The sequence below is a fragment of the Brevundimonas sp. genome, from assembly GCF_046295595.1.
GTDB lineage: Bacteria > Pseudomonadota > Alphaproteobacteria > Caulobacterales > Caulobacteraceae > Brevundimonas.
In genome coordinates this window covers 36,947-62,486 of sequence record NZ_JBKBMX010000008.1, presented here as the reverse complement: position 1 = coordinate 62,486, position 25,540 = coordinate 36,947, and the positions used below count along the sequence as shown (strand labels likewise).

The window sequence follows — 25,540 nt, the reverse complement described above, 5'->3', positions numbered from 1 at the left end:
TATCGGCATGACGGGCTTCCTCGGCCAGGCGCTGCTCTACATCGTGCCGTTCCTGCTGGTGCTGACGTTCATCGTCACCATCCACGAACTGGGCCATTTCCTTGTCGCGCGCGCCTTCGGCGTGAAGATCGACCGCTTTTCCGTCGGCTTCGGCAAGACCATTGTCAGCCGGATCGACCGCCGTGGCACCGAATGGCGGCTGGCCTGGCTGCCGCTGGGCGGCTACGTCAAATTCTCCGGCGATCTGGACGCTTCCAGCGTCCCGGACCAGGCGGGTCTCTCGGAGCTGCGTCAGCGGGTGATCGCAGAGCACGGCCCCGGGGCCGAACGCGACTATTTCCATTTCAAGCCGATCTGGCAGCGGGCGCTGATCGTGGCCGCGGGCCCGGCGGCCAACTTCCTGCTGGCGATGGTGCTGTTCACCATCCTGTTCAGCGTGGTCGGCGAGCAGGTGGCGGCGCCGCGGGTGCACGGGACGCAACCCGGCAGCCCGGCCGCGGCGGCGGGCTTCCAGCCGCGCGACCTGATCGTCGCCATCAACGGGCGTCCGGTCGAGGACCAGCGTGACGTGGCCCGCATCGTCGTCATGAGCGCGGGCGATCCGGTTCGCTTCGAGGTCGACCGCGGCGGCCAGCTGATCACCCTGACGGCGGTTCCGGTGCGGAACGAGGTCGACGATGAGATCGCCGGACGGGTGAAGATCGCCCAGATCGGCATTCAGATGCAGGCGCTGCCGGGGGATCTGAGTTTCCGCACCCTCAATCCGGTTCAGGCCTTCGGTAAGGGGATCGAGACCATCGGGTCCACCGTCTCTACGACCGTGACCTATATCGGCCGCATCTTCATCGGAAAGGAGTCCGGCGACCTGCTCAACGGCCCGATCGGCATCGCCAAGGCGGCCGGGGGCGTGACCCAGCAGGCCGTCGACGCCAACCCTGATCCCGGCTGGATGGCCGCCAATCTCGCCCTGACCTTCCTCAGCTTCGCCGCCCTCGTTTCGATTGGAATCGGTATCGTCAATCTGCTGCCGATCCCCGTACTCGACGGGGGCCACCTTCTGTTCTACGGCTATGAAGCTGTAGCGCGCCGGCCCGTTCCCGCACGTGTTCAGGAAGCCGGCTACCGCGTCGGTCTTGCTTTGCTGGCGGGATTGATGTTGTTCGCCACCTGGAACGACCTGCAGAAAAACGGCCTGTTCACCTTCCTCGGCGGGCTCGCCTGATGAGCCGACGCCAGCCCCCGATGGTTTCCCGCATGATCCGACAAGACGCGTCCGCCCTTCGTTTCGCCCGCGGCCTGAGCCCGAGCCTGCTGGCCCTTGTGGTGGCGGCCGGCCTCTCCGGCCCTGCGCTGGCCCAGACGGCGCCGGCGGCTTCGCCGACCCCGACGGTTGTCGTGGAGGAGGCCCCGCAGACGGCGCAAGCGGCTCCGGAAGAGCGGGTGCTGGTCAATCGCATCCTTGTGCGGGGCAACCAGCGCATCGACCAGACCACGATCCTGTCCTACCTGCCGATCCAGGCCGGCGACACGGTTGACGCGGCCGTTCTCGACGTCGCGCTTCGCACCCTGACCCGCACCCAACTGTTCGCCAACGTCCAGCTCGGTGTTCAGCCGAATGGCGACCTGGTGGTCGAGATCGTCGAGAACCCGATCATCAACCAGGTGGTGTTCGAGGGGAACAGCGCCCTCAGCGAGACCAAGCTGCGCGAGGAGGTCACGCTGGCCCCGCGCGGCATCTACACCCGCGCCCGGGTCCAGGAGGACGTCGGCAAGATCGTCGAGCTCTATCGCCTGTCCGGCCGCATCTCGGCCACGGTCACCCCCAAGCTCGTCCAGCTTGAGCAGAACCGCGTCGATGTCGTCTTCGAGATCGACGAGGGGCCGGAGACGGGCGTGCGGGCAATCACCTTCCTTGGCAACACCGCCTATCCGGACGGTGACCTGCAGGAAGTCATGGTCACCAAGCGGTCCGAATGGTGGAGGCTGTTCTCGTCGAACGACAACTACGATCCCAACCGGCTGGACTACGATCGCGAACAACTGCGGAAATTCTACACCAACCGCGGCTATTACGACTTCCGGGTCCTGTCGGCGATCGCGGAGCTGGCTCCCGACGACAGCGCCTTCGGCATCACCATCACCCTCGACGAAGGCGACCGCTACACCTTTGGCGACGTCGAGGTGGTCACCGAGAATGACCGTCTGAATCCCGACTTCCTCAAGCTGTTGCTGCCGATCCGTTCGGGTCAGTTGTACGAAAGCGACAAGATCGAGTCCGCGGTCGACGCCCTGACGTTCGCCGCCGGGTCCGCCGGCTACGCCTTCGTCGAGATCGAGCCGACCTATACCGCCAATCCCGAGACCGACACGATCGACATCACCTTCAACATCAAGGAAGGCCAGCGGGTCTACGTCGATCGCATCAACGTCATTGGCAACACCCGCACGCTCGACAACGTCATCCGGCGCGAGATGATGCTGACGGAGGGCGACGCCTTCAACCGCACCCTGCTGGAACGGTCGCGCAACAATCTGCGGGCGCTCGGCTTCTTCAAGGAGGTGGCGGTCGAGGAGTCCCGTGGCTCGGCCCCTGACCGGTCGGTCGTCAACGTCACGGTCACCGAACAGCCGACTGGCGAACTGTCGGTCGGCGCCGGCTTCAGTTCGGTCGACTCCTTCGTTGTCAATCTCGGCATCACCGAGCGCAACTTCCGCGGCCGCGGGCAGAACGTCGTGGCCCGGGTCGAGTGGGGTTCGCTGCGACAGCAGGTCGATTTCCGCTTCACCGAACCGAAATTCCTCGGTCGTGACCTGCGCGCCGGCTTCGACGCCTTCCACTCCCGCTACGATCTGAGCGAGTATTCGTCATACGACTACCGTTCGACCGGCGGCGGGGTGCGCCTGTCCTATCCGCTGAATGCCTATACCCTTCTAAGCACCCGGTATTTCCTGAAGGCGGACGAGATCATCGTCCCAAATAATTTCTGCGATAGTGGGACTGGCTCGACGGCGCTTTGCGATCAGGTCGGCTCCTTCCTCAACTCGTCGGCGGGCTACACCCTGCTGGTCGATCGCCGTAACGATCCGGTTCGGCCCACGCGAGGCTGGACCGGCACGATCCGCCAGGATCTCGCCGGCATCGGCGGTGATGTGAACTATGTGAAGACCGAGGCTGACGTCTCGGCCTACTGGGGCATCACCCCCAACTGGGTCGTCACGGCCGCGGCTTCGACCGGCTATGTCTCCGGATGGGGTGGCGATCCGATCCGGATCAACGACCGCTTCTTCAAGGGCGGCAACAGTTTCCGCGGGTTTGAGACGGCGGGCATCGGTCCGCGCGACCTGAGCACCACGGACGCCCTCGGCGGCAATTTCTACGCCATCGGCACGCTTGAGCTGACGGTTCCGAACGGACTGCCGGAAGAGTACGGCATTCGCACCTCGCTGTTCACCGATGTGGGCACGGTCGGGCTGCTGGATGACCGCTATACCGTCGACGCCAACGGCAATCCCAGCAGCCGGATCATCGATGACCTGGAGCTGCGAGCCTCCGCGGGGCTCAGCATTCACTGGCGCTCGCCCATGGGGCCGATCCGCTTCGACCTTAGCCACATCCTCGGCCAGGAAGAGTACGACAAGACCGAAACCTTCCGCTTCTCGACTTCAACCCAATTCTAACCGACGGGCCCTCAGCCCGCGCAAAGGCTTACACATGAAAATCCTCGCTTTCGGCGCCTTCACCGTCGCCTTGCTCGCCGGATCGGCCGCGGCCGCCCAGGACCAGAATTTCGGCCCCGCCATCCCGGGCGTCTGCGTCTATCACCATGATCGCCTGCTGGCCCAGTCGACCGCCGGCCAGGCCGTGCAGACCGGCATGCAGCGTCTGCAACAGGAAGTGCAAGCCGAGCTGGCTCCCTATGAGCAGTTCATCCAGTCGGAAGGCCAGCAGCTTCAGCAAGGCCGCGGGACCATTCCGCAGGCCGATTTCGCCACGCGCGAACAGGCGCTGCAGACCCGCTACCAGGAAGCCCGCAATCTGGCCCAGACCCGCGAAGGCGAGCTGCGCTACACCCAAGCGATGCAACTCCAGCAGATCGCCCAGGCCGCCGATCCGGTCATTCTGGCGCTCTACAACGAGCGCGGCTGCGGCATACTGATCGCCCGTGACGGCGTCATGCGCGTCAACCCGACCATGGATCTGACCGACGCCGCGATCCAGCGGGTGAACGCGGCTCTGCCGACGCTCTCGTTCAGCCGCATGCCGGTCCCGGCGCAACAGCCGGCCCAGTAATATGGGGCAAGGGCCCGACACGCGATTCTTCGAGCGTCTGCCGGCCATGACGGTCGCGGCGCTCGCAGACCGCATCGGGTGTGAAGCGGTGCGAGGCGGAGATCGGATGGTCTCCGCCGTCGCGCCGCTGGCCGCCGCCGGCGAAGGCGACATCGCCTTTCTGGGAGATCGGCGATTCCTTCCCGCGCTGACCGCCACCCGGGCCGCCTGCGTCATCGTTGCAGCCCCGGCGGTGGAAGCGGCTCCCGCTGACGCCGCCGTCATTGTCACCGGCGAGACCCAGGCCGCCTGGGCCAGGGCGTCCCTCCTTTTTCATCGCGCCATCCCGCTGACCCGTTCAGTCCCGCCGGCGGAGGTCGTCGAGGACGAGACCGTCGTGCTGGAGCCCGGCGTCGTGCTTGGCGGCGGAGCGCGGATCGGTCGCGGAACCCGTGTGGGCTCCAACACCGTGATTGGTCCCGGAGTCCAGATCGGCCGCGACTGCGTCGTCGGATCGAACGTGACCATCGGCTTCGCGCTGGTCGGCGACCGGGTCCGGCTGCTGGCGGGCGCGCGCATCGGCGAGCCCGGTTTCGGAGCGGCGGGGTCGCGTACGGGTCCCATTGACGTGCCCCAGCTGGGACGGGTCATCCTGCAGGACGGCGTCAGTGTCGGAGCCAACTCCTGTATTGACCGCGGGGCCTATGCCGACACGGTGATCGGCGAGAACACCAAGATCGATAATCTGGTCATGATCGGCCACAATTGCGTGATCGGTCGCAACTGTCTGATGGCGGCCAACACCGGCATTTCCGGTTCGGTGACCGTGGGCGACAACGTCATCTTCGGCGGCAAGGCCGGGGTCGGCGATCACCTGAAGATCGGCGAGGGCGCGCGTGTCGCCGCCGGCGCCGGGGTACTGCAGGACATTCCGGGCGGCGAAACCTGGTCGGGCTATCCGGCCAAACCTCTGCGACAGTTCTTGCGTGAAACGATCTGGCTCGCCAAACAGGCTTCCGGAAAGGCGCGCAGGGAAAGCCGGAATGACTGACGAGACGGACGCCGGGGTCAAGATTGACTATGCGGAGATCATGCGACGCCTGCCGCACCGCTATCCGTTCCTGCTGATCGACAAGGCTGAGGATTTCGTCTCCGGGGTCTCGATCACCGGCATCAAGAACGTGACCCACAACGAGCCTTTTTTTCCGGGCCATTTCCCGATCGACCCGGTCATGCCCGGCGTGATGATCGTCGAGGCCATGGCCCAGACCGGGGCTCTGATGATGTCCAAGACCCTCGACGTCTCGGTCGAGGGCAAGATCATCATGTTCATGTCGATCGACGGCGTCCGCTTTCGCAAGCCGGCTCGCCCGGGCGACCAGTTGCGCATGAAGGTCGTGATCACGCGCCAGCGCGGCGACATCTTCAAATTCCGCGGTGAAACCTTCATCGACGGCAAGCTGGCGGCCGAGGCCGACTTCGCCGCCATGATGGTCACCGTCGACCCGCCGGTCGCGCCGTGAGCATCCACCCCACGGCTCTTGTCGACGCCGGCGCGCGCGTCGCGGACGGGGTGCGGATCGGACCATGGTGCATTGTCGGGCCGGGTGTTGTCCTGCATCAGGACGTCCAGTTGCTGAGCCATGTGGTGATCCAGCAGGACACGACGGTCGGCGCCCGCACCGTCATCCACCCGTTCGCCGTCATCGGCGGCGATCCCCAGCACACCGGCTATCGAGGTGAGACCGTCACGCTCGAGATCGGCGACGACAACCTGATACGCGAGCATTCGACCTTCAACCGGGGCACGCCGCAAGGCGCTGGGGTCACCCGGGTCGGCTCGAACGGCCTGTTCATGACGGGCGCCCACGTCGGGCACGACGCCATCGTTGGCGACCATGTCGTCATGGCCAACAACGCCACCCTCGGCGGCCATGCCCGGATCGGCTCGAAGGTGTTCCTTGGCGGACTGGCCGCCGTGCACCAGAACGGACGGGTCGGGCAGGGCGCGATCGTCGGCGGTCTGGCGGCGGTGACGCGCGACGTCATCCCCTATGGGTCGGCCTGGGGCAATCACGCTCAACTGCATGGCCTCAATCTGATCGGGCTGAAGCGGAAGGGTTATGGCAAGGACGCCATCCGTCGGCTGCTGGCCGCCTTCCGCGACCTGTTCGAGGGGCAGGGGAACTTCGCCGAGCGTGTGGACCGGGTCGCGACCGACTACGCCGACCTGCCCGAGATCATGGAAATGGTCGCCTTCATCCGTGAGGACGGCAAACGCCCGCTTTGCCTGCCGGGCGCGTGAGAGGGCCCGGCGAATGAGCAGGCTGGGCCTCATCGCCGGTGGCGGGGCGCTGCCGCTGTCTGTCGCGGCGCGCTGCGAGGCCGAGGGGCGGCCCGTGTTCGTGGTGCGGCTGGCCGGCTTCGCCGATCCGCATCTGTCCCGCTACCCGGGCATCGACGCCGGCCTTGCCGAGATCGGTCGGGTTCTGTCCGCTCTCAAGAAGGCGGGATGTGGCGCGGTCTGCTTCGCCGGCACGGTCAGCCGCCCCGACTTCAAAAGCCTGAAGCCCGACTTCAAGGGGATGACCCTGCTGCCCGGCATCATCGCCGAGGCCGCCAAGGGCGACGACGCCCTGCTGCGGAAGATCCTCTCGATCTTCGAAGCCGAGGGGTACGCCATCGAGGGGGCCGACGACATCCTCGGCGGCGAGACCCTCCCGGCCGGGGCCTTGGGCGTAATCACACCGACAGCTGACCAGCTGTCTGACCTGAAGAAGGCGATCCATGTCGCTGAAAAGGCCGGTGAACTCGATATCGGTCAGGGGGCGGTTGTCTGTGACGGACTCGTGCTGGCCGTTGAGGCGCAGGAGGGTACGGACGCCATGCTGGCGCGTGTCGCCGGCCTCCCAGCCGATCTTCGCGGCTCGCCGGCCGGGCGCAAGGGCGCGCTGGGCAAGGCGCCCAAGCCGATCCAGGATCTTCGGGTCGATATGCCGGTGATGGGCCCGCGGACTGTCGAACTGGCCGCCGCGGCCGGTCTGGCGGGGGTTGGCGGTGTCGCCGGCAAGCTGATCCTGATCGACCATCCGGCCATCGTCGAGGCCGCCGACCGGCTGGGTCTGTTCGTCTGGGGAGAGGCCGGGTGAGTCGACCGCTGAAGATCATGCTGGTCGCCGCCGAGGCTTCGGGGGACGCTCTCGGGGCGGCGCTGGCCGAGGCCCTCAAGGCCCGGCTGGGTGACGATGTCGTCTTCGTCGGGGTCGGCGGGGCGCGGATGGCGGAGGCCGGCGTCGCCAGTCCGTTCGACATCGGCGACCTGTCGGTGCTCGGATGGCTCGAGGGGTTGAAGGCGTATGGCGTGGTCAAGCGCCGGGTCGCGGACACCGCTGCCTTGGCGGCGGCCGAACGCCCGGACGCCGTCGTCCTGATCGATAGCTGGGGCTTCACCATCCGGGTGGCCAAGGCGATCCGGGCCGCCCTGCCGGACACGCCCCTGATCAAATACGTGGGGCCGCAGGTCTGGGCCTCGCGCCCCGGCCGGGCGAAAACCCTGGCGGCCTCGGTCGACCACCTGCTGGCCCTCTATGCCTTCGATGCGCCCTGGTTTGAGCGGGAGGGGCTGCCGACCACAGTTGTCGGCTCCCAGGCCCTGCACGTGGACATGAGCGCGGCTGATCCGGCGGCGTTCCGGGCCTCACGCGGTATTGCCGCCGACGCGCCCCTTTTGCTGGTTCTGCCCGGCAGCCGCCGGTCCGAGATCAGCTTGATGACCCCGGTCTATGAGGCCGCGGTCGCTCGCCTCAAGCAGGCCGACCCAGGGCTCGAGGTCGCCGTCATCGCGGCGGGGCCTGTGGCGGATCTCGTCACCGCCGAAGTCGCCACCTGGCCGTTCCGCGCCCACCTCGTGCCGGAGGGCGACAAATACCCCGCCATGAAGGCCGCGACGGTGGCGCTGGCGACCAGCGGCACGGTCTCGACGGAACTGGCGCTGGCCGGCGCGCCGATGGTCATCAGCTACCGCTTCCAGCCGCTCAGCTATGCGATCATGAGGCCGTTCTTCACCGGCAAGTACGCAACCCTGTTCAATCATGCGGCGGATGAGGAGATCGCGAAGGAGCTGATCCAGGCCGACGCCACGGCGGAGAACCTGGCCGCCGAGGTCGGACGACTGTTGGCCGATCCGGAGGCCCGGGCCAGTCAGGCGGCGCGGCAGACCGCCGCCCTGGATCTGATGGGGCGGGAGGGCCGCGACCCCTCCGAAATTGCAGCGGAGGCGGTGCTCAGGGTCATCGCCGCGAAGTCGGGCGGCCAGGTCGGGTAAGTGGCTGCGCGGCGCCGGCTCGGGCCCGCTTGCGCGAGATTTCACGGCAAGACGGTTAACCCTCTGGACCTTAACCCCAATCCGGTGAAAGTTTCGGTCGTTGGGGGTGCGACATGACTGACCGGCTTACGGTGCGCGAGGTGAGTTGTCTGCGATTGCTGGAGGGCGGTCGCAAGAACAAGGAGATCGCATCCCGGCTGGGCATCGCCGAACGGACCGTGAGCAACACCCTTCAGTCGGCCTACCGCAAGCTCGGCGTCACCCGCCGCCAGGACGCTCTGGCCGAGTTCAGGCGAAATTGGTCAGAAACCGGTCATCGTTTGAGCATGTCGCCGGCGGGGGAAACCAGCTCTTCTGGCGGTGTTTCCGGACCTGGCCCGCAGCCGCCTTCGTTCTACCGCCCCACTCCGCCCGGGCTCGTCAATACGAGCGTCATCGTAGCGGTGTTCGCGGTGATCGGCGTCCTCGCCGTGCTGGCGCTGGTGACCTCCCGGGCCTTCCACGGCCTGGGCTGAACGACCGCAACCATCCGAGTGGCCCGCCCTGGCGGAGGAGCGCACACCCATGTCTGACCGCAACGAGCTGGGCCGCCAGATGGCCGAAAAGCTTTACGCCGCTGAACGAGCCCTGGACGCCGCCCTGGCGGAGATCGGCGACCTGTCGGCGCTGATGACGCGGGGTCGTATGGATCACGGCATTGCCGTCGTCGTCGGCCAGGAGGCGCTTGAGCATGTCGCTGAATGCGGCGGCGCTCTGACCAGGGCCCGCCGCGCCCTTGTCGAGGGCCACAAGCAGCTGGCCCGCGACGCCCGGCTCATGCGGATCGCCTGGACCGGCCTTGGAGGCCCGCTGGAAGCCAAGCCCGAGGACGGTCCGCGCCTGGTTCCGGCCGGACGTCTGCGCCAGGCCGCTTGAACCTCAATCCCAAACCCTTGATCGTCGGGAGATGGATATTGCTGGACTTCTCGCCCTCATCGGCTCCCCCGTGCAGCAGGTCTTCCTGCTGGCGACGCTCGCGGTCATGGCGATCGGACTGGTCTTTGGCGACCGGTCGGTCCGAATCGGCATCGGCCTCGTCCTCGCCAATTTCGTCCTCACCGCCTTTGTCGATCACTGGGTCTGGCTCACCATTCGGGCGGCGGTCGCCGTGCTGGACGGGGGGCTGTTCGGACTGCTCGTCATTCTGGCCTGGCGAAGCCGGCGCTGGTGGGCGCACGCGGCGGCGGCCTTCGCCCTGCTTGGTTTCTTCGCCCATTTCATCGCCCTGTTTGACCAGAGCATATGGTGGCGGGCCTATGTCGGACTCCGCTGGATCTTCAGCGCCGCCGTGGTCCTCGCCCTTCTCGCCGGGGTCGCCGAGACGCCCTTCGCGCGGAGCTATGAGCGCTGGGCCGCGCGTCAGGGCTGAGCTGCGGGCTCGGGTCCGTTACGCCGCCGCATCCATCCATCTGACCACCAAGGGAGGCTTCCATGGCGCACGCCTGGACCTATGACACCGCCGCGTCCTTCTGGACCCGCAGCCGGCAGAATCCGGAGGGGGTGTGGGACGCGTGGGTTTCCGCTGAAGTCTATCTGCTGGACCACCGGCCGCGCACACCCGCCGAAGCGGCCCAAATTCTTGCGGTCCTGATCGACCAGGGCGGCGATCGCCGCAGTGACGGCCGCGACGTCGAGGCGCTCGCGCGGGTGCGACGCTATCTCAGCCAGCTGGCCCGGCATGAGACCGATCAGGCGACGCCCACGCGGGCGGTCGCCTGATCAATCGGGCCTGTCTCAGCCGCGGTTCTGGATCGGCACGAAGTCGCGCTCGGTCGGGCCGGTGTAGAGCTGACGCGGACGGCCGATCTTCTGGGTCGGGTCCCCGATCATTTCCTGCCACTGGGCGATCCAGCCGACGGTGCGGGCCAGCGAGAACAGCACGGTGAACATCGACGTCGGGAAGCCCATGGCCGACAAGGTGATGCCCGAATAGAAGTCGACGTTCGGGAACAGCTTGCGCTCGATGAAATACTCGTCGTTCAACGCCACGCGCTCCAGCTCGCGGGCCACCTGCAGCAGGGGATCGTTGGGGTCGCCGACCGCTTCAAGCACCTCGTGGGCGCTTTCCTGCATCACCCTGGCGCGCGGGTCGTAGTTTTTGTACACCCGGTGGCCGAAGCCCATCAGCTTGTATTTTTTCGCCTTCACGCCCTCGATGAACTCGGGAATCTTGTCGGGGGTGCCGATCTCCTTGAGCATGTTCAGCGCCTCTTCATTGGCGCCGCCGTGCGACGGGCCCCACAGGCAGGCGATGCCGGCGGCGATACAGGCGAACGGATTGGCGCCCGAAGAACCGGCCAGGCGGACGGTCGAGGTCGAGGCGTTCTGCTCGTGGTCTGCGTGCAGGATGAAGATGCGGTCCATGGCCTTGGCCAGCACCGGATTGACCTCATAGTCCTCGGCCGGAACGGCGAAGCACATGCGCAGGAAATTCTCGGAATAGCTCAGGTCGTTGCGCGGCGACACGAACGGCTGGCCGATATGATATTTGTACGCCCGCGCCGCGATGGTCGGCATCTTGGCGATCAGGCGGATGGCCGAGATGTTGCGCTGGACCGGATCATGGATGTCTAGGCTGTCGTGATAGAAGGCCGACAGGGCCCCGACCGTACCGACCATGATGGCCATCGGGTGGGCGTCGCGGCGGAAGCCCTCGAAGAAGCGGTCGAACTGCGAATGCAGCATGGTGTGCATGGTGATGCTGCGCTCGAAGGCCTCGTACTGGGAGGCCGTCGGCAGCTCGCCGTGCAGCAGCAGGTGGCAAACCTCGACGAAGTTCGACTGCGAGGCCAGCTGGTCGATCGGGTAGCCGCGGTGCAGCAGGGTTCCCTTGTCGCCGTCGATGAAGGTCAGCGCGCTTTCGCAGGACGCCGTCGAGGTGAAGCCCGGATCGTAGGTGAAGGCGTCGGTGGCGCCGTACAGCTTGCGGATATCGATCACGTCAGGACCGGTCGACCCCGCCAGCACCGGCAATTCCACGGACTTGTCGCCATAGGTGAGGGTGGCGGTTCCGGCGGGTTTGGCGAGTTCGGTCATGAAAGCCCCTTGGTCAGACGGCGGCCTCACGCGACGGAGGCGGCGGATCGAGTTTCGGTGTGGACGTCAGATAGTCTGTTGCAGCGCATCATTCAAACGCCCGAGGCTTTCTTCCCGCCCCAGAGCCGCCAAAGTCTTCGCAATATCCGGTGAGGCCGAGCCTCCGGTCAGGGCCGCCCGCGCCGGCGGGCCGATCTTGCCGAAGCCGACGGCCTCTTCCTCGGCGAAGGCCTTGAGCTCCGCCTCCAGCGCGAAGACGTCCCAGCTTTCGAACAGGGCGAGGCGGTCGCGCAGCCGGCCGATACGCTCGCCCGCCTCGCCGGCCAGCAGATCGCGGCCCTTGGGCTCGATCCCGATCGGTCGGGTCTTGAGGACGAAGGCGGTCTGGTCGGCCAGTTCGAGCGTGGTTTTCGCCCGGTCCTTCACGAACGGCATGGCTTGGGTCAGCCGGGCCTCGTCATCCGGCCCGAGGACGTGTCCGCAGCCGAGGTGGACGTCCAGCGTCAGTTTCGCCAGCCGGTCGTCATCGGCCAGCCGCATCCAGTGGGCGTTGACGTGGGCCAGCTTGTCGAAGTCGAGCCGCGCCGGGGCCTTGCCCACCCCCGACAGGTCGAACCAGGCCATGGCCTGGGCGTCGGAGAATAGTTCCTCGTCGCCATGGGCCCAGCCCAGCCGGGTCAGATAGTTGCGCATGGCCTCGGGCAGATAGCCCATTTCGGCGTACTCATGCACCGCCTGCGCCCCGTGCCGCTTGGACAGCTTGGCCCCGTCGGGACCGTGGATCAGCGGGATGTGGGCGAAGGTCGGCCGTGGCCAGCCAAGCGCGTCATAGATCAGGCTCTGTCGCGCCGCGTTGTTGAGATGGTCGTCGCCGCGGATGACGTGCGTCACCCCCATGTCGTGGTCGTCGACCACCACGGCGAGATTGTAGGTCGGCGCGCCATCCGAGCGCAGGATCACCAGATCGTCGAGCAAGGCCGACTCCCAGCGCACCGGGCCCTGGACCGCGTCCTCGACCAGCACGGCGCTGTCGGCGGGGCGGCGGAAGCGCACCGTATGCGGCTTGGCCAGATCGTCCACCGTCGGCGCGCGGTCGCGCCACGGCGACTCGAAGGTGCGGCCCTCGGCCTTGGCGGCGTCGCGCAGGGCACCGGTCTCCTCGGCGCTGAGGAAGTCGCGATAGGCGTGGCCGGTCTCCAGCAGGATGTCAGCCACCTCGCGGTGCCGGTCAGCGCGGGCGTGCTGGAACACCGGCTCGCCGTCGGGGAACAGGCCGAGCCAGCTCAGACCGTCGAAAATCGCCTCGACCGCCGCGTCGGTCGAGCGCTCCCGGTCGGTGTCCTCGACCCGCACGAGGAACCTGCCGTTGTGCCGCTTCGCATACAAATAGTTGAAAAGCGCCGTGCGGGCGCCCCCTATGTGCAGAAAGCCGGTGGGCGAGGGGGCGAAGCGGGTGACGACTTCGGGGGCGGAGGTGGACGGGGAGGTCATGGCGGGGGTTATACCGCCCGCTCCGGCAATGCCCAGCCTCACCGCGCGTGTCGCCGGATTTCTGCGCACCCAGGTTATCCGCCAGTCGTTGCGCTGGCGGCTGTGGGCGCCGGTGGCCCTGGGCGGCGGCTGCGCGGTCTATTTCTCGCTCAAGTCAGAGCCCGCGGCGTGGCCGTTGCTGCTGGCGGCGGCCCTGAGTGGCGGTGCCTGGCTGGCGGGGAGGCGGGCAAGGCTGTCGCGCCTTCGGACCTTGCCGTTGATGCTGCTGGCCTGTTTCGCCCTCGGCATGACGCTCGCCAAACTACGAACCGACGCCGTCGCCGCCCCGATCGCTCGGGCCCTGGCCGAACCCACCGTGGTCGAGGGGTGGGTCATGGATGTCGACAGCCCCGGCGCCGCCGGGCCGCGCGTGGTCATCGCCCCGGTGCGAATCCGCGGCGTCGCGCCGGAGGATACCCCGGTACGGTTGCGCGCCACGGTGCGGGGCGCCGCGCCGGAGCCGGGCGAGGCGGTGCGGCTGTTCGCCCTTCTCAACCCGCCGCCGGCGCCGGCCAGTCCGGGGGCTTATGACTTCGGCCGCAATGCGTATTTCCAGTCGATGGGCGGCGTCGCCTTCGGGCTCGGCGAGGCCAGGCCGACGACGCTGCCAGAGCCGCCGTGGCGTGTGCGCGCGGCGATGGCGGTCAACGGCCTGCGTTATGATCTGGCCAAACGGATCGTGGCGCGGCAGGGCGAGCGAGCCGGCGGCATCGCCGCGGCCATGACGACGGGGCACGAGGCCTGGCTCGACCCGGCCGATGTCGAGGTGATGCGCGACTCGGGCCTGGCCCACATCCTGTCGATCTCGGGCCTGCATATGGCGGTCGTCGGCGGGTTCGCCTTCTTTCTCGTGCGCCTCCTGGTCGCCGCCTGGCCGTGGCTGGCGCTGCGCGTGTCCGGCAAGAAGGTGGCGGCCTGGGGCGGCCTGCTGGCGGTCGGGACCTATCTGGTCATTTCCGGCGCGCCGCCGCCGGCCGAGCGGGCGGCGATCACCGCCTCGATCGCCTTCCTCGCCATCCTGCTGGACCGCCAGGCGATCACCATGCACGCCCTCTCCGTCGCCGCCTTCGTCGTCCTGCTGCTGCAGCCCGAGGCCATCGTCACGCCGGGCTTCCAGATGTCATTCGCGGCCACGGCGGCGCTGGTCGCCCTGGTCGAGGCCTGGCCGGTGCGACCGCGCGAGATATCGGCCCCCCTGCCGATCCTACTGGTCCAGCGCGCCGGGGCCTGGATCGGGGCGGCCGTCCTCGCCAGCCTCGTGGCCGGGGCGGCCACGGGGCCGTTCGCGATGCAACATTTCAACCGCACCGCCGTCTATGGGCTCGCCGCCAATCTGGCGACCGCGCCGGTGTCGGACTTCCTCATCATGCCGGCGCTGGCGCTGGGCGCCTTGCTGGAGCCGCTGGGGCTCGGGGCGCCCTTCCTGTGGCTGGCGGCGCGCGGCATCGAGCTGATGCTGGCCATCGGAACCTGGACCGCGAGCCTGCCCGGCGCGGTGCGGACGGTGGCCAGCGCGCCGGACTATGTGCTGCCGATCGCCTTTCTCGGCGTGCTGTTCTGCTGCCTGTGGCGAGGGCCGTTGCGCTGGCTGGGCCTGCCGTTCGCGGCGGCGGTCATGCTGTGGCCGCGCGCGCCGACACCGGACCTGTGGATCGGTGACGGCGGGACCCAGGCCGTTTGGGTCGAGGCGGGGGAGGCGGTCGTGGCCCGGCCCGGCGTGCGCCAGTTCGCGGTCGATGTCTGGTCGCGGCGTCGCGGCGTCAGCCCGGTGGAGCCGCCGACCGGGTCGTGGACCTGCACCCGCGTGTCCTGCGCGCCGGCGACGGCCGGCGCCGGTCCCCTGGCCCTGTGGTGGGGTCGGCGGGCGCCGTCGGTCGAGCAGATCGACGCCCTGTGCCGCGCCGCGCCCGTCGTCAGCCTGAGGGCGATGGCGCCTGTCCTGCCGGCGTCATGCGAAGGCCGGCTGGTGCTGGACGGCCTCGACCATGCCGGCGGCGGCGCGGTCGAACTGTGGCGCGAGGGTCCGCCGGCGGCGAACCGCTGGCGCGCCGTCTGGTCGGCGCAGGTTCGCGGCGACCGGCCGTGGAGCCGCTTCGCAGAGCCCAATCTCAGTGATAGCGGCGGATGAGCCCGACCAGCTTGCCCTGCACCTCGACCTGGTCCGGTCCGAAGATGCGGGTCTCATAGTTGCGGTTGGCGGGCTCCAGGGCGATCGAGCCGCCCTTTTTCCGCAACCGCTTGAGGGTCGCTTCCTCACCCTCCACCAGAGCCACGACGATCTCGCCGGAATTAGCGGTGTCGACCGATTTGATGATCACCATGTCGCCGTTGAGAATGCCGGCCTCGATCATCGAGTCGCCCTCGATCTCGAGCAGATAGTGTTCGCCCGCGCCCAGCATGGCTTCCGGCACCGGATAGCGGGCGGTCTCGTGTTCGATGGCGGCGATCGGCGTGCCAGCGGCGATCTTGCCCATCAGCGACAGCTCGCGCGTGTCATTGGCCGGTTCGGCGGCCATCGGCCGTCCGCCGCCCTCGATCACGCCGGGGGTGAAGCCGGCGCGGCCGCGTGGCGCGCCCGCCGTGGCCTGGTCCGGCAGCTTGACCACCTCCAGCGCCCGCGCCCGGTGCGCCAGCCGGCGGATGAAGCCGCGCTCCTCCAGCGCAGTGATCAGCCGGTGGATGCCCGATTTGGACGCCAGATCCAGCGCCTCCTTCATCTCGTCGAACGAGGGAGACACGCCGGTCTCCTTGATCCGTTCGTGGATGAACATCAGCAGTTCGTGCTGTTTGCGCGTGAGCATGGCGACCTCGAGGCGAATCCCGTTCCGGGAACGCTAGCGGAACAAACCGCAAACGTCCACAAGGTGTTCCTGTGCTGTTCCGGTTAAGGTCCGGTTACCGGAGCAGCGCCCGCGTCGCCGCCTCCACGTCCGCCTGCCGCATCAGGCTCTCGCCGACCAGCACCGCCTGGGCATGCGCCGCCGACACCCGCGCCACGTCTTCCGGGGTGAAGATGCCGCTCTCCGCCACCAGCAGGGCCCGCACCGGGCTGAGCATGGCCAGCCGCTCGGTGATCTCCAGATCGACCTCGAAGGTCCGCAGCGAACGGTTGTTGATGCCCACCAGATCGCCGCCCAGCTTGCAGGCGCGGGCCATCTCGGCCTCGTCATGGGTCTCGATCAGGGCGTCCATGCCGTACCGCCGCGCCTCCGCCAGCAGGTCGGCGGCGAGGGCGTCGTCGATCATGGCGAGGATGATCAGGATGCAGTCGGCGCCGAGGGCCCGGCTTTCGGCCACCTGCCACGGATCGACGACGAAATCCTTGCGCAGACAGGGCAGGGCGGTCGCCGCGCGCGCCTGCCCCAGGAAGGCGTCGTCTCCCTGGAAGCTGGGTCCGTCGGTCAGCACCGACAGACAGGAGGCGCCGCCGCGCTCATAGGCCTTTGCCAGCGCCGGCGGATCGAAATCCGCGCGAATCAGCCCCTTGGACGGGCTGGCCTTCTTGATCTCGGCGATCAGCGCCGGACGGCCGGTCTCCTCGACGTGGCGTTCCAGCGCGGCGCGGAAACCGCGCGGGGCCGAGGCCTGTCGCGCCCGCGCCTCGATCGCGTCCTGCGACAGCCCGGCCTTGCGCGCCGCGACCTCGTCGCGCTTGTAGGCGGCGATCCGGGTCAGAACATCGGTCACGCGGGTTCTTCCTCGATCGCTGTGTTGGTGGCCTCGACCAGATCGGCCAGCGCCTGGGCCGCCCGGCCGTCGTCGACGACCGCCGCCGCCAGCGCCGCGCCCTCGGCCAGGTCCGCCGCCTTGTCGCCGACGACCAGCGCCGCCGCCGCATTCAGCAGCACGATGTCGCGATAGGCCCCCGGCGCCCCGTCCAGCAGGGCCCGCAAGGCCGCGGCGTTCCCTTCGGCGTCGCCGCCGCGCAGGTCGGCGAGGTCGGCGCGCGGCAAGCCGGCGTCCTCGGGCGTGACGGTGAAGCGGCGCACCGCCCCGTCCTTCCACTCCGCCACCTCGGTCGCGCCCGTGGTGGTCAGCTCGTCCAGCCCCTGCCCATGGACGGTCCAGGCGCGCTCGGCGCCGAGCCGGCCCAGCACCTCCGCCAGCGGCTCCAGCAGGCGCGGATCATAGACCCCCATCACCTGCCGCTTCGCCTTCGCCGGGTTCGAAAGCGGTCCCAGAAGATTGAAAACCGTACGGAAACCGATCTCGGCGCGGACCGGCCCGACGTGGCGCATGGCTCCGTGGTAGGTGGGGGCGAACAGGAAGGCGATGCCGGCCTGATCCAGAGATCGCCGCTGCTGCGCCGGCGTCGCCGCGAGATTGACGCCCAGCACGGACAAGACGTCCGACGACCCCGACTTCGAGCTCAGCGCGCGATTGCCGTGCTTGGCCACCTTGAGCCCCGCCCCGGCGAGGACCAGCGCCGCCGCCGTCGAGATGTTGAAGGTGTGCTGGCCGTCGCCGCCGGTGCCGCAGGTGTCGATGACCTCGTACGGGTGCTCCAGCGTCATCGCCGCGTCGCGCATGGCCGTGGCGAAGGCGGCGATCTCGCCCACCGTCTCGCCGCGGATGCGCAGGGCGGTGACGGCGGCGGCGACCTGGGCCGGGGTCGGCTCGCCCCTCAGACAGGCGGCGAAGAAGGCGTGCGCCTCCGCGTCCGACAGCACCTGGCCGTCGACCAGCCGGGCCAGCAGGGGCTTGAACCCGTCGGCCACCTCAGACCATCGCCGTGCGCTTGATGTTCGCCAGGTCGAGGAAATTGGCCAGCAGATCGTGGCCATGCTCGGTGGCGATCGACTCCGGGTGGAACTGCACGCCGTGGATCGGCCGCGTCCGGTGCGCCAGCCCCATGATCTCGCCGTCGGCGGTCCAGGCGGTGACCTCCAGCACGTCCGGCAGGGTCTCCCGCTTCACCGCCAGCGAATGGTAGCGCGTCGCCGTGAACGGGGCCGGCAGGCCGGCGAAGACGCTCTTGCCGGCATGTTCGATCGGCGAGGTCTTGCCGTGCATCAGCGTCTTGGCCCGGATGACGTCGCCGCCGAACGCCTGACCCATGGCCTGATGGCCGAGGCAGACGCCGAAGATCGGCATCTCGAGCGGGGCGGTGTCGATCAAGGCCAGGCAGATGCCGGCTTCGTTGGGCGTGCAGGGGCCCGGCGACAGGAGCAGGGCCTCAGGCTTCAGGGCGAAGGCTTCGGCCGCCGTCAGGTCGTCGTTGCGGACCACGCGCGTCTCCGCGCCCAGTTCCGCGAGGTAGTGGACGAGGTTCCAGGTAAAGCTGTCGTAGTTGTCGACGACGAGGATCATGCTTCGGCTTCTAGGCGGTGCGGGAGGCCGCGCCAAGCAGGCGCGCGGGTAAGTCTTCGTTAACCACGATCGGGCGAACTGGGCGCTTGAGCGGAGGGGCGCGCATGGCCGACACCAGTATCGACAGGGCCCGCGGCCTGCTGACCGCGCCGGTCCGTCGGGCGAGCCCATGGGCGACCTTCGGCGCGGCCGCCCTCGCGGCGACGGCGGCGGTGATGATGGCCGGCGTCATGGTGCTGGGCCCCGGCGTCCGCTTCGAGGAACCGCCCTTGGCTCAGCCCCTGTTGCCGAACGGATAGCGCCAGGCGTCTTCGGCCGCGCCGATCGGAGCCCGCGCCTTGGCCCGGGTCTCGGCGTATTCGGCGGCCGGATCGCTGTCGGCGACCACGCCCGCCCCGGCCTGGACATGGATCTTGCCGTCGGCGAACAGGGCGGTCCTGAGCACGATGCAGATATCGGCCTCGCCGCCGGCCGAGATATAGCCGACGCCGCCGCCGTAGCCGACGCCGCGCTTCTCGCCCTCCAGCTCGTCGATGATCTCCATGGCCCGCACCTTGGGCGCCCCGGACAGGGTCCCGGCGGGCAGGGCGGCCAGTAGCGTATCCACGGCGTCGAGACGCGGATCGGCCTGCCCCTGCACTTCGGAAACAATATGCATGACAGAGCTGTAGCGCTCCACCTTGAAGCTCTCCATCACCTCGACCGTACCCGGGGCGGCGACCCGGCCGACGTCGTTGCGGCCCAGATCCAGCAGCATCAGATGCTCGGCCCGCTCCTTCGGATCGGCCAGCAGTTCGACCTCCAGCGCTCGGTCTTGCTCGGGCGTCTCGCCGCGGGCGCGCGTTCCGGCCAGCGGGCGGATGGTGACCCGGCCGTCCTTCAGACGCACCAGAATCTCCGGGCTGGAGCCGGCCAGCTGGAAGTCGCCGAAGTCGAGGAAGAACAGATAGGGCGACGGATTGCGCCGCCGCAGCGAGCGGTAGAAGGCGAACGGATCGCCGGCCCACGGCGCGGCGAAGCGGTGGCTCAGCACCACCTGGAAGATGTCGCCGGCGGCGATGTAGTCCTTGGCCCGGGCCACCATGGCGCCGAACGCGGGCTCGTCGACCGGCGAGCGGAACGGAGGGGCGTCCGCCCGAACCGGCGCGGGCAGGGCGGGCAGGGGCGCGCGCAGCTCCGCCTCGAACACGTCCAGCCGCGTCACGGCGGCGTCGAACGCCGCGTCGGCCGACAGGCCGCTGTCGGGATAGGCGGCCGAGACCAGCACGATCTCGTGCTTCACCGAATCGAAGATGGCGACCAGCGCCGGCCGGGTGAGGACGGCGTCGGGCAGGTCCAGCGGATCGGGATTGGGCGCGCCCAGCGGCTCCAGCAGCCGCACCATGTCATAGCCGAAAACCCCGAACAGGCCGGCGGCCATCGGCGGCAGGTCCGCCGGCAGGTCGAAGCGGGACGCGGCGATCAGGCGGCGAAGCGAGGTCAACGGGTCGTCCGCTTCCGCCTCCCAGGTTCCGGCATCCACGCCGGCGCCCCGCGCCAGTTCGGCCCGGCCGTCGCGACAGCGCCAGACCACGTCCGGCTCGCGGGTGATGATCGAATAGCGGCCGTTGACAGCGCCGCCCTCGACCGACTCCAGCAGGAAGGCGTGGGCGCGGCCGTGCCCGACCTTCAGAAAGGCCGAGACCGGAGTCTCGAGGTCGTCCACGAGGCGGCGGACGACGACCTGCGGACGGCCGTCGGACCAACCGCGCCCGAAGGCGGCGCGGGAGGGCGCGCCGTCCGCTGCGCTCATCGCCCTGCCGGCGTCGCCGGGGTCGCCGGGGCCGCGGTCGCCGGAAGGCCGAGCGCCAGCCGGGCCGTCTCCTCGTTGTAGGTCGCCTTGGTGCGCTCGGCGGCGGCCGTCACGGCGGCGGCGAACAGCGGGTCGCCCGTGGCCTCGCCGAGACGCGTCCGCCACTCCTGGGCCTCTTCCGCGGCCAGAGCCGGCGTTGGCGGGGTGATCCGGTCGACGCGCCCGATGGCGATGCCGGTTTCGGACTGGGGTTGCGAGAACGGCTTGCCGAGCTCGCTGTTGAACAGGCCGCTCATCACACCCTGACCGAGTTCGGCAGCCGAGGCTTCGTCCTGACGGACGCCGGTCCGGCGCACAACGGTCGCGCCGGTCGAGGCGGCCACGGCGGCGAAGTCCTCGCCGGCGCGCAGACGGGCCATCAGCGCGTCCGAACGGGCCGACAACAGACGCACGTTCTCGCGCGCCGTCCAGGCCCGGGTCACCGTCTCGCGCACCGAGTCCAGCGACGGCATGGCGGCGGGCGTGATGTCATCGACGCGAACCACGAAATACTGGCCTTCGCCGAGGCCGGTGGGCTCGCTGGCGCGTCCCTCGGTCAGCTTCCACAGGCCTTCCAGCACCGGGGCCGGAACATTGAGCTGCTGGCCCTCCCGATTGCGGCCTTCCTTGGTGACGGCGGGGATCTGGACGATCCGGGCGCCGACCTCGCGGACGGCGTCGTCGACGCTCTTGCCCTCCCGGCGCGCGGCTTCGAAGGCCTCGACGCGGCGGGCGATGGCGCCGCGGGCTTCCTGGCCGCGCAGTTCCTCGACGATCTGTTCGCGCACATCGGCGAGGGTGACTTCACGCCCCGGGGTCACGCCGGTCACCTTGGCGACGACGAAGCCGACCCGGGCCTGCACCGGGGCGGAGACCTGATCGACGCCGAGGCCGAACACGGCGGCGGCGACGGCCGGATCGCCGATCGCGCTGCGCGGCGTGTCGGCGTATTCGGCCGGCTGCAGGTCATTGGCCTGGCCGACGGCGGCCGGAGACTGGCCGGCGCGCAGGGCGGCGGCGATGCGGTCGGCGGCGGCCTGGGTCGGCGCCGTCAGGGTGGCGAAGGTGCGGCGCTCGGGCAGGGACAGGGCGTCCTTGCGGAATTCGAAGCGGCGCTGGATCGCCTCGTCGTCGATGGCGATGGTCTGGTCGGCCGGGCTGCTGAAGATGACCAGCGAGCCGGACCGCAGCTCGGGGGTGCGCAGGCTGGCGGCGTTCTGGCTGATGAAGGAATTCAGCTGGGCGTCGGTCGGCGCCGGGGCTGTCCCGGCCATCTCCTGGGTCAGGATGAACCAGCTGCCGTCGCGGGTCTGCTGGTTCAGGTTGGCGTACATGGCGCCATAGATGCGCGGCAGGCGCAGGCCGGTGACGAGGGCTGAGCCATAGTGGGCCCGGCTGTACTGGTCGCGGGCTTCCCGCTCCAGCAGTTCGGGCGTCATGTTCGCCTCGGCGAGGCGGGTCTTGTAAAGATTCTCGTCGAACTGGTTGGTCACCGGATCGAAGAAGGCCGGAATGGCCCGGATCTGGCGCAGGATCAGCTCGTTCCCCGGACGGATGCCCGCCTTCCAGGCCCAGGCGAAGAAGCCCAGCTGGTCCGCCTGGCTCTTCAGCAGGGCGGTCAGATCGGCCTGGGCGAGCAGTTCCTCATAGGTGACGGCGCGGCCCTGCTGCTGCTGGATCTGCTCCAGCTGGCGGTCCATCTGCGCCCGGAACTCCGTCGGGCTGACGCTGCGTTCGCCGGCCGAGATGACCTTGGGCGCCTGCAGGCTGCCCAGCAGGTCGGTCTGGGTGCCGCCGGTGATCAACAGCCCCAGGGCGGTGAGCACCAGCAGGCCGATCGCCCACTTCGACTTCGCGAAATTGCGGAACATGGAGATCATGGAAGCGGTCCTGGGCGGATGGCGGCGACGACAGTCGCTCCGGCCTATAGGGGGTGACGGGCCAGCACGGCAAGACAATGGCGACGGACAGACCCCGACCGACGGCTTGGCTTGGCGAGATCCTCCGCCTAGACAGGCGCGATGAAACAATCCGTGAAGTTGATCGCCGGCAACTGGAAAATGAACGGCCTCGCCGCCGATCTCGACGCCGTCATCGGTGAGCTGACGCTCGCCCTCCAGGCCGAACCGCCGTCCTGCCGGGTCGCCGTCTGCCCGCCCTCGACCCTGATCAGCCGCCTCGCCGGCGCGGTCCGGGGCTGCCCGATCGAGGTCGGCGGCCAGGATTGCCGGGCCGAGGCCCACGGCGCCTATACGGGGGGCGTCTCGGCCGAAATGCTGAAGGACGCCGGCGCGGGCCTGGTCATCGTCGGCCATTCCGAACGCCGACAGGAGTTCGGCGAAACCGATCTGCTGGTGTCCGCCAAGGCCGAGGCTGCGATCCGCGCCGGACTGGCCCCCATCGTCTGCGTCGGCGAGACGGTTGAACAGCGCGAGGCGGGCCGGGCGGTCGAAGTGGTCCGCGACCAGGTGATGAATTCCCTGCCCAAGGCCGTGGTCGGCCGGGATTTCGCCGTTGCCTACGAACCCGTCTGGGCCATCGGCACCGGCCTGACCCCGACGCTGGCGCAGATCGAGGAGGTCCACCGGGCGGTCCGGGCAGCCATGATCGAACGGCTCGGCCTGGCCAGCGCGCCGGCGCCGATCCTGTATGGCGGCTCGGTCAAGCCGGACAACGCCCGCGCCATCCTCGCCGTGCCCGAGGTCGGCGGCGCGCTGGTCGGCGGCGCCTCGCTCAAGGCGGCTGATTTCCTCGGCATCATCCGGGCGGCGTGAGCGGGGCCACGGCCACTTCGCACTCCTGCCTTTCCCCCGCCCGCCATCAATGTTAGACGCCGCCGCTTGATCGGCGCCGCTTCGCGCCACACATATCGGCCGCCATGCTCCAGACCATTCTCCTCGTCGCCATGATTCTCATCTCGGTCGCGCTCGCCGGCGTGATCCTGCTTCAGCGCTCCGAAGGCGGCGCCTTGGGCATGGGCGGCGGCCCGTCGGGCTTCATGACCGCCCGCGGCGCCGGCAATCTGCTGACGGTGACGACATGGTGGCTGGCGGGCGCCTTCTTCGCCTGCGCCATCGGCCTGACCATCGTCGGCAATATCAGCCGTTCGAACCAGTCGATCGTCGATCCGGACGCCGTCGGCGCCCTGGCCACGCCGCCCGCCGGCGCCGCGACCGCCCCGGCCGATCCCGCCGCGGCCCCGGCCCAGCCGGCCGGCCCGTCGCTGGACGACTTCCTCAGCTCGGCGCCCGCCGCCGAACCGGCCCCCGCCCAACCCGCACCGGCGCAGTAGGGATGAGCGGGGACCTTATCCCCGCCTTCCGCTCCCGCCCTCATAGTCTCCGCAATACGCCGCTCGAATCAGCGGTAGAGTGATCTCCCATGGCCCGTTACGTGTTCATCACCGGCGGCGTGGTTTCCTCGTTGGGAAAAGGCCTCGCTTCCGCCGCTCTTGGCGCGCTCCTGCAAGCGCGCGGCTACAAGGTGCGTCTGCGCAAGCTTGACCCCTATCTGAACGTCGATCCGGGCACGATGAGCCCGTATCAGCACGGCGAGGTGTTCGTTACCGACGACGGGGCAGAGACCGACCTCGACCTCGGCCACTACGAGCGGTTCACCGGCGTCTCGGCGGCCAAGTCGGACAATATCACCACCGGCCGCATCTATTCGACCATCCTCGAGAAGGAGCGGCGCGGCGACTATCTGGGCGCGACGGTGCAGGTGATTCCGCACGTCACCGACCAGATCAAACAGTTCTGCCTGACCCCGGCGCTGACCGACGACGGCGACGATGTCGACTTCGTGCTGGTCGAGATCGGCGGAACGGTCGGCGACATCGAGGGCCTGCCGTTCTTCGAGGCCATCCGTCAGTTGGGCCAGGACCTGCCGCGCGGCCAGTCCTGCTTCGTCCACCTGACGCTGCTGCCCTTCATCAAGACCGCCGGCGAGATGAAGACCAAGCCGACGCAGCATTCGGTCAAGGAGCTGCGCTCGATCGGCATCCAGCCCGATATCCTGCTGTGCCGCTGCGAATATCCGATCCCGCCCGAGGAAAAGCGCAAGATCGGCCTGTTCTGCAACGTGCGCGAAAGCGGCGTCATCCAGGCCATGGACTCGGCCGACATCTACGCCGTGCCGCTGGACTACCACCAGGAAGGCCTCGACGCCGAGGTCCTGGCCCATTTCGGCATCACCGACGCCCCGGCGCCCGACCTGTCGCGCTGGACCGAGATCGCCCGCCGCCGTCTGCACCCGGACGGCGAGGTCACCGTGGCCGTGGTCGGCAAATACACCGTCCTCAAGGACGCCTACAAATCCCTGATCGAGGCGCTGCACCACGGCGGCGTGGCCAACAACGTCAAGGTCAACATCGACTGGGTCGAGGCCGGGACGTTCGAGGGCGACCGCGAGGCCTGCGACGCCCGCCTGCAGGGCGCCCACGCCATCCTCGTGCCCGGCGGCTTCGGCTCTCGCGGGGCGGAGGGCAAGATCCAGGCGGCGCGCTTCGCCCGCGAGCGCAACATCCCCTATTTCGGCATCTGTTTCGGCATGCAGATGGCGGTGATCGAGGCGGCCCGGAACCTCGCCGGCTTCCCCGAAGCCTCTTCCACCGAATTCGGTCCCACTTCTGAGCCGGTGGTCGGCCTGATGACCGAATGGACCCAGGGCAATGAGCGGGTGAAGCGCCAGTCAGGCGGCGACCTCGGCGGCACCATGCGGCTCGGCGCCTATGACTCGACCCTCAAGCCCGGATCGAAGATCGCCGGCATGTATGGCTCTACGACCATCAGCGAACGCCACCGCCACCGCTACGAGGTCAACATCAACTACCGCGAGGCGGTCGAGCAGAAGGCCGGTCTGGTCTTCGCCGGCCTGTCGCCCGACGGCGTCCTGCCCGAAACAGTCGAGCGCGAGGATCATCCGTGGTTCATCGGCGTGCAATACCACCCGGAACTGAAGAGCCGCCCGTTCGCGCCGCACCCGCTATTCGCCGGCTTCATCGAGGCCGCGGTGGTTCAGAGCCGGCTGGTCTGAGAGCCGCCAGACCGCAGGGTTGTCAGACGCTCCCGGGATCCTCGCGGTCTTTGGGCGTGTGAATCAAGCCTTCAAACTGCCGCCGCTGGTGGCATCGGACACAGACCTGCGTGCCCGGTTGACTTCGGCTGTCCACGAAAACGTGGCCTTTGCGGGCGCAGCGTAG

Annotated in this window: 25 protein-coding genes; 17 read left to right on the top strand and 8 right to left on the bottom strand. The window is 68.8% G+C overall.

Annotation, left to right across the window (positions count from 1 at the left end; genetic code table 11):
- Positions 1-7 precede the first annotated feature (7 nt).
- The 12 genes from ACK4JY_RS07485 (at position 8) to ACK4JY_RS07430 (ending at position 10,352) form a co-directional block, all read left to right on the top strand.
- Positions 8-1,222 (top strand): M50 family metallopeptidase, encoded by a 1,215-nt coding sequence (locus ACK4JY_RS07485; protein WP_409604304.1) that lies wholly within the window; start codon positions 8-10, stop codon positions 1,220-1,222.
- 32 nt (positions 1,223-1,254) lie between these two features.
- Positions 1,255-3,678: an outer membrane protein assembly factor BamA gene (gene bamA, locus ACK4JY_RS07480; protein WP_409604303.1), complete on the top strand. Its 2,424-nt coding sequence runs from the start codon at positions 1,255-1,257 to the stop codon at positions 3,676-3,678.
- Between the two features lie 34 nt (positions 3,679-3,712).
- A complete protein-coding gene (locus tag ACK4JY_RS07475) occupies positions 3,713-4,291 on the top strand; it encodes an OmpH family outer membrane protein (protein WP_409604301.1) in 579 nt (192 codons plus the stop codon).
- 1 nt (position 4,292) lies between these two features.
- On the top strand, positions 4,293-5,321 hold the full coding sequence (lpxD, locus tag ACK4JY_RS07470) for a UDP-3-O-(3-hydroxymyristoyl)glucosamine N-acyltransferase (RefSeq protein WP_409604300.1): 1,029 nt from the start codon (positions 4,293-4,295) through the stop codon (positions 5,319-5,321).
- Positions 5,314-5,793, top strand: a complete 480-nt coding sequence (gene fabZ, locus ACK4JY_RS07465; RefSeq protein WP_409604299.1) for a 3-hydroxyacyl-ACP dehydratase FabZ — start codon at positions 5,314-5,316, stop codon at positions 5,791-5,793. Before lpxD ends, fabZ begins: the two co-directional genes overlap by 8 nt.
- Positions 5,790-6,575 (top strand): acyl-ACP--UDP-N-acetylglucosamine O-acyltransferase, encoded by a 786-nt coding sequence (lpxA, locus tag ACK4JY_RS07460; RefSeq protein ID WP_409604297.1) that lies wholly within the window; start codon positions 5,790-5,792, stop codon positions 6,573-6,575. Before fabZ ends, lpxA begins: the two co-directional genes overlap by 4 nt.
- Positions 6,576-6,588: 13 nt before the next feature.
- Positions 6,589-7,419, top strand: coding sequence for a UDP-2,3-diacylglucosamine diphosphatase (gene lpxI / locus ACK4JY_RS07455; RefSeq protein ID WP_409604295.1), 831 nt, complete (start codon positions 6,589-6,591; stop codon positions 7,417-7,419).
- Positions 7,416-8,594: a lipid-A-disaccharide synthase gene (gene lpxB / locus ACK4JY_RS07450; RefSeq protein ID WP_409604293.1), complete on the top strand. Its 1,179-nt coding sequence runs from the start codon at positions 7,416-7,418 to the stop codon at positions 8,592-8,594. The genes lpxI and lpxB overlap by 4 nt, the downstream gene beginning before the upstream one ends.
- 113 nt (positions 8,595-8,707) lie before the next feature.
- Positions 8,708-9,109: a helix-turn-helix domain-containing protein gene (locus ACK4JY_RS07445; RefSeq protein WP_409604291.1), complete on the top strand. Its 402-nt coding sequence runs from the start codon at positions 8,708-8,710 to the stop codon at positions 9,107-9,109.
- Between the two features lie 49 nt (positions 9,110-9,158).
- Positions 9,159-9,509, top strand: a complete 351-nt coding sequence (locus ACK4JY_RS07440; protein WP_409604289.1) for a hypothetical protein — start codon at positions 9,159-9,161, stop codon at positions 9,507-9,509.
- 31 nt (positions 9,510-9,540) lie between these two features.
- Positions 9,541-10,002: a hypothetical protein gene (locus ACK4JY_RS07435; protein WP_409604287.1), complete on the top strand. Its 462-nt coding sequence runs from the start codon at positions 9,541-9,543 to the stop codon at positions 10,000-10,002.
- Between the two features lie 62 nt (positions 10,003-10,064).
- Positions 10,065-10,352, top strand: coding sequence for a hypothetical protein (locus tag ACK4JY_RS07430; protein WP_409604285.1), 288 nt, complete (start codon positions 10,065-10,067; stop codon positions 10,350-10,352).
- 15 nt (positions 10,353-10,367) lie between these two features.
- Here the strand turns inward: ACK4JY_RS07430 and gltA are convergent, their stop codons facing one another.
- Positions 10,368-11,669: a citrate synthase gene (gene gltA / locus ACK4JY_RS07425; RefSeq protein ID WP_409604283.1), complete on the bottom strand. Its 1,302-nt coding sequence runs from the start codon at positions 11,667-11,669 to the stop codon at positions 10,368-10,370.
- Between the two features lie 66 nt (positions 11,670-11,735).
- Positions 11,736-13,160 carry a glutamate--tRNA ligase gene (gene gltX, locus ACK4JY_RS07420; RefSeq protein ID WP_409604281.1) on the bottom strand — a complete coding sequence of 475 codons (1,425 nt, stop codon included), beginning with the start codon at positions 13,158-13,160 and terminating at the stop codon, positions 11,736-11,738.
- Positions 13,161-13,188: 28 nt separating this feature from the next.
- Here gltX and ACK4JY_RS07415 point away from each other — a divergent pair, with 28 nt between their 5' ends.
- Positions 13,189-15,327 (top strand): ComEC/Rec2 family competence protein, encoded by a 2,139-nt coding sequence (locus ACK4JY_RS07415; RefSeq protein WP_409604279.1) that lies wholly within the window; start codon positions 13,189-13,191, stop codon positions 15,325-15,327.
- On the opposite strand, the gene lexA is transcribed toward ACK4JY_RS07415, so the two are convergent.
- The 4 genes from lexA to ACK4JY_RS07395 all read right to left on the bottom strand — a co-directional run bounded on the left by lexA (position 15,308) and on the right by ACK4JY_RS07395 (position 18,509).
- Entirely contained in the window at positions 15,308-16,000 is a 693-nt protein-coding gene (gene lexA / locus ACK4JY_RS07410; RefSeq protein ID WP_409604277.1) for a transcriptional repressor LexA, read from the bottom strand. The two genes, ACK4JY_RS07415 and lexA, sit on opposite strands and share 20 nt — an antisense overlap.
- Before the next feature lie 94 nt (positions 16,001-16,094).
- On the bottom strand, positions 16,095-16,886 hold the full coding sequence (gene trpC / locus ACK4JY_RS07405; RefSeq protein ID WP_409604275.1) for an indole-3-glycerol phosphate synthase TrpC: 792 nt from the start codon (positions 16,884-16,886) through the stop codon (positions 16,095-16,097).
- Positions 16,883-17,917 (bottom strand): anthranilate phosphoribosyltransferase, encoded by a 1,035-nt coding sequence (gene trpD / locus ACK4JY_RS07400; protein WP_409604273.1) that lies wholly within the window; start codon positions 17,915-17,917, stop codon positions 16,883-16,885. Before trpD ends, trpC begins: the two co-directional genes overlap by 4 nt.
- A 1-nt stretch (position 17,918) precedes the next feature.
- Positions 17,919-18,509 carry an anthranilate synthase component II gene (locus ACK4JY_RS07395; protein WP_409604272.1) on the bottom strand — a complete coding sequence of 197 codons (591 nt, stop codon included), beginning with the start codon at positions 18,507-18,509 and terminating at the stop codon, positions 17,919-17,921.
- A 104-nt stretch (positions 18,510-18,613) separates the two neighbouring features.
- Here ACK4JY_RS07395 and ACK4JY_RS07390 point away from each other — a divergent pair, with 104 nt between their 5' ends.
- Positions 18,614-18,808, top strand: a complete 195-nt coding sequence (locus tag ACK4JY_RS07390; RefSeq protein ID WP_409604270.1) for a peptidoglycan-binding protein — start codon at positions 18,614-18,616, stop codon at positions 18,806-18,808.
- Here ACK4JY_RS07390 and trpE read toward each other — a convergent pair.
- Both trpE and ACK4JY_RS07380 read right to left on the bottom strand, forming a co-directional pair.
- On the bottom strand, positions 18,784-20,301 hold the full coding sequence (gene trpE / locus ACK4JY_RS07385) for an anthranilate synthase component I (RefSeq protein ID WP_409604268.1): 1,518 nt from the start codon (positions 20,299-20,301) through the stop codon (positions 18,784-18,786). The genes ACK4JY_RS07390 and trpE overlap by 25 nt on opposite strands.
- The gene (locus ACK4JY_RS07380; protein ID WP_409604266.1) at positions 20,298-22,220 is read right to left on the bottom strand and encodes a peptidyl-prolyl cis-trans isomerase; all 1,923 of its coding nucleotides are present in this window, start codon (positions 22,218-22,220) and stop codon (positions 20,298-20,300) included. The genes trpE and ACK4JY_RS07380 overlap by 4 nt, the downstream gene beginning before the upstream one ends.
- Before the next feature lie 141 nt (positions 22,221-22,361).
- Here ACK4JY_RS07380 and tpiA point away from each other — a divergent pair, with 141 nt between their 5' ends.
- The 3 genes from tpiA (at position 22,362) to ACK4JY_RS07365 (ending at position 25,374) form a co-directional block, all read left to right on the top strand.
- Positions 22,362-23,114 (top strand): triose-phosphate isomerase, encoded by a 753-nt coding sequence (gene tpiA / locus ACK4JY_RS07375; RefSeq protein ID WP_409604264.1) that lies wholly within the window; start codon positions 22,362-22,364, stop codon positions 23,112-23,114.
- Between the two features lie 104 nt (positions 23,115-23,218).
- Positions 23,219-23,632, top strand: coding sequence for a preprotein translocase subunit SecG (gene secG / locus ACK4JY_RS07370; protein WP_409604262.1), 414 nt, complete (start codon positions 23,219-23,221; stop codon positions 23,630-23,632).
- Positions 23,633-23,721: 89 nt separating this feature from the next.
- Entirely contained in the window at positions 23,722-25,374 is a 1,653-nt protein-coding gene (locus ACK4JY_RS07365) for a CTP synthase (protein WP_409604260.1), read from the top strand.
- The last annotated feature ends 166 nt before the right edge of the window (positions 25,375-25,540 follow it).

What these genes read in the sequence shown, in the direction of transcription:
- fabZ (WP_409604299.1), top strand. Translation starts at nt 5,314, where the DNA reads ATGACTGACGAGACGGACGCCGGGGTCAAGATTGACTATGCGGAGATC.
- ACK4JY_RS07415 (WP_409604279.1), top strand. Translation starts at nt 13,189, where the DNA reads ATGCCCAGCCTCACCGCGCGTGTCGCCGGATTTCTGCGCACCCAGGTT.
- lexA (WP_409604277.1), bottom strand. Translation starts at nt 16,000, where the DNA reads ATGCTCACGCGCAAACAGCACGAACTGCTGATGTTCATCCACGAACGG.
- lpxD (WP_409604300.1), top strand. Translation starts at nt 4,293, where the DNA reads ATGGGGCAAGGGCCCGACACGCGATTCTTCGAGCGTCTGCCGGCCATG.
- ACK4JY_RS07395 (WP_409604272.1), bottom strand. Translation starts at nt 18,509, where the DNA reads ATGATCCTCGTCGTCGACAACTACGACAGCTTTACCTGGAACCTCGTC.
- ACK4JY_RS07430 (WP_409604285.1), top strand. Translation starts at nt 10,065, where the DNA reads ATGGCGCACGCCTGGACCTATGACACCGCCGCGTCCTTCTGGACCCGC.
- ACK4JY_RS07380 (WP_409604266.1), bottom strand. Translation starts at nt 22,220, where the DNA reads ATGATCTCCATGTTCCGCAATTTCGCGAAGTCGAAGTGGGCGATCGGC.
- ACK4JY_RS07365 (WP_409604260.1), top strand. Translation starts at nt 23,722, where the DNA reads ATGGCCCGTTACGTGTTCATCACCGGCGGCGTGGTTTCCTCGTTGGGA.
- ACK4JY_RS07475 (WP_409604301.1), top strand. Translation starts at nt 3,713, where the DNA reads ATGAAAATCCTCGCTTTCGGCGCCTTCACCGTCGCCTTGCTCGCCGGA.
- tpiA (WP_409604264.1), top strand. Translation starts at nt 22,362, where the DNA reads ATGAAACAATCCGTGAAGTTGATCGCCGGCAACTGGAAAATGAACGGC.
- ACK4JY_RS07445 (WP_409604291.1), top strand. Translation starts at nt 8,708, where the DNA reads ATGACTGACCGGCTTACGGTGCGCGAGGTGAGTTGTCTGCGATTGCTG.
- secG (WP_409604262.1), top strand. Translation starts at nt 23,219, where the DNA reads ATGCTCCAGACCATTCTCCTCGTCGCCATGATTCTCATCTCGGTCGCG.
- ACK4JY_RS07485 (WP_409604304.1), top strand. Translation starts at nt 8, where the DNA reads ATGACGGGCTTCCTCGGCCAGGCGCTGCTCTACATCGTGCCGTTCCTG.
- ACK4JY_RS07390 (WP_409604270.1), top strand. Translation starts at nt 18,614, where the DNA reads ATGGCCGACACCAGTATCGACAGGGCCCGCGGCCTGCTGACCGCGCCG.
- gltA (WP_409604283.1), bottom strand. Translation starts at nt 11,669, where the DNA reads ATGACCGAACTCGCCAAACCCGCCGGAACCGCCACCCTCACCTATGGC.
- bamA (WP_409604303.1), top strand. Translation starts at nt 1,255, where the DNA reads ATGATCCGACAAGACGCGTCCGCCCTTCGTTTCGCCCGCGGCCTGAGC.
- ACK4JY_RS07435 (WP_409604287.1), top strand. Translation starts at nt 9,541, where the DNA reads ATGGATATTGCTGGACTTCTCGCCCTCATCGGCTCCCCCGTGCAGCAG.
- lpxI (WP_409604295.1), top strand. Translation starts at nt 6,589, where the DNA reads ATGAGCAGGCTGGGCCTCATCGCCGGTGGCGGGGCGCTGCCGCTGTCT.
- gltX (WP_409604281.1), bottom strand. Translation starts at nt 13,160, where the DNA reads ATGACCTCCCCGTCCACCTCCGCCCCCGAAGTCGTCACCCGCTTCGCC.
- trpE (WP_409604268.1), bottom strand. Translation starts at nt 20,301, where the DNA reads ATGAGCGCAGCGGACGGCGCGCCCTCCCGCGCCGCCTTCGGGCGCGGT.
- ACK4JY_RS07440 (WP_409604289.1), top strand. Translation starts at nt 9,159, where the DNA reads ATGTCTGACCGCAACGAGCTGGGCCGCCAGATGGCCGAAAAGCTTTAC.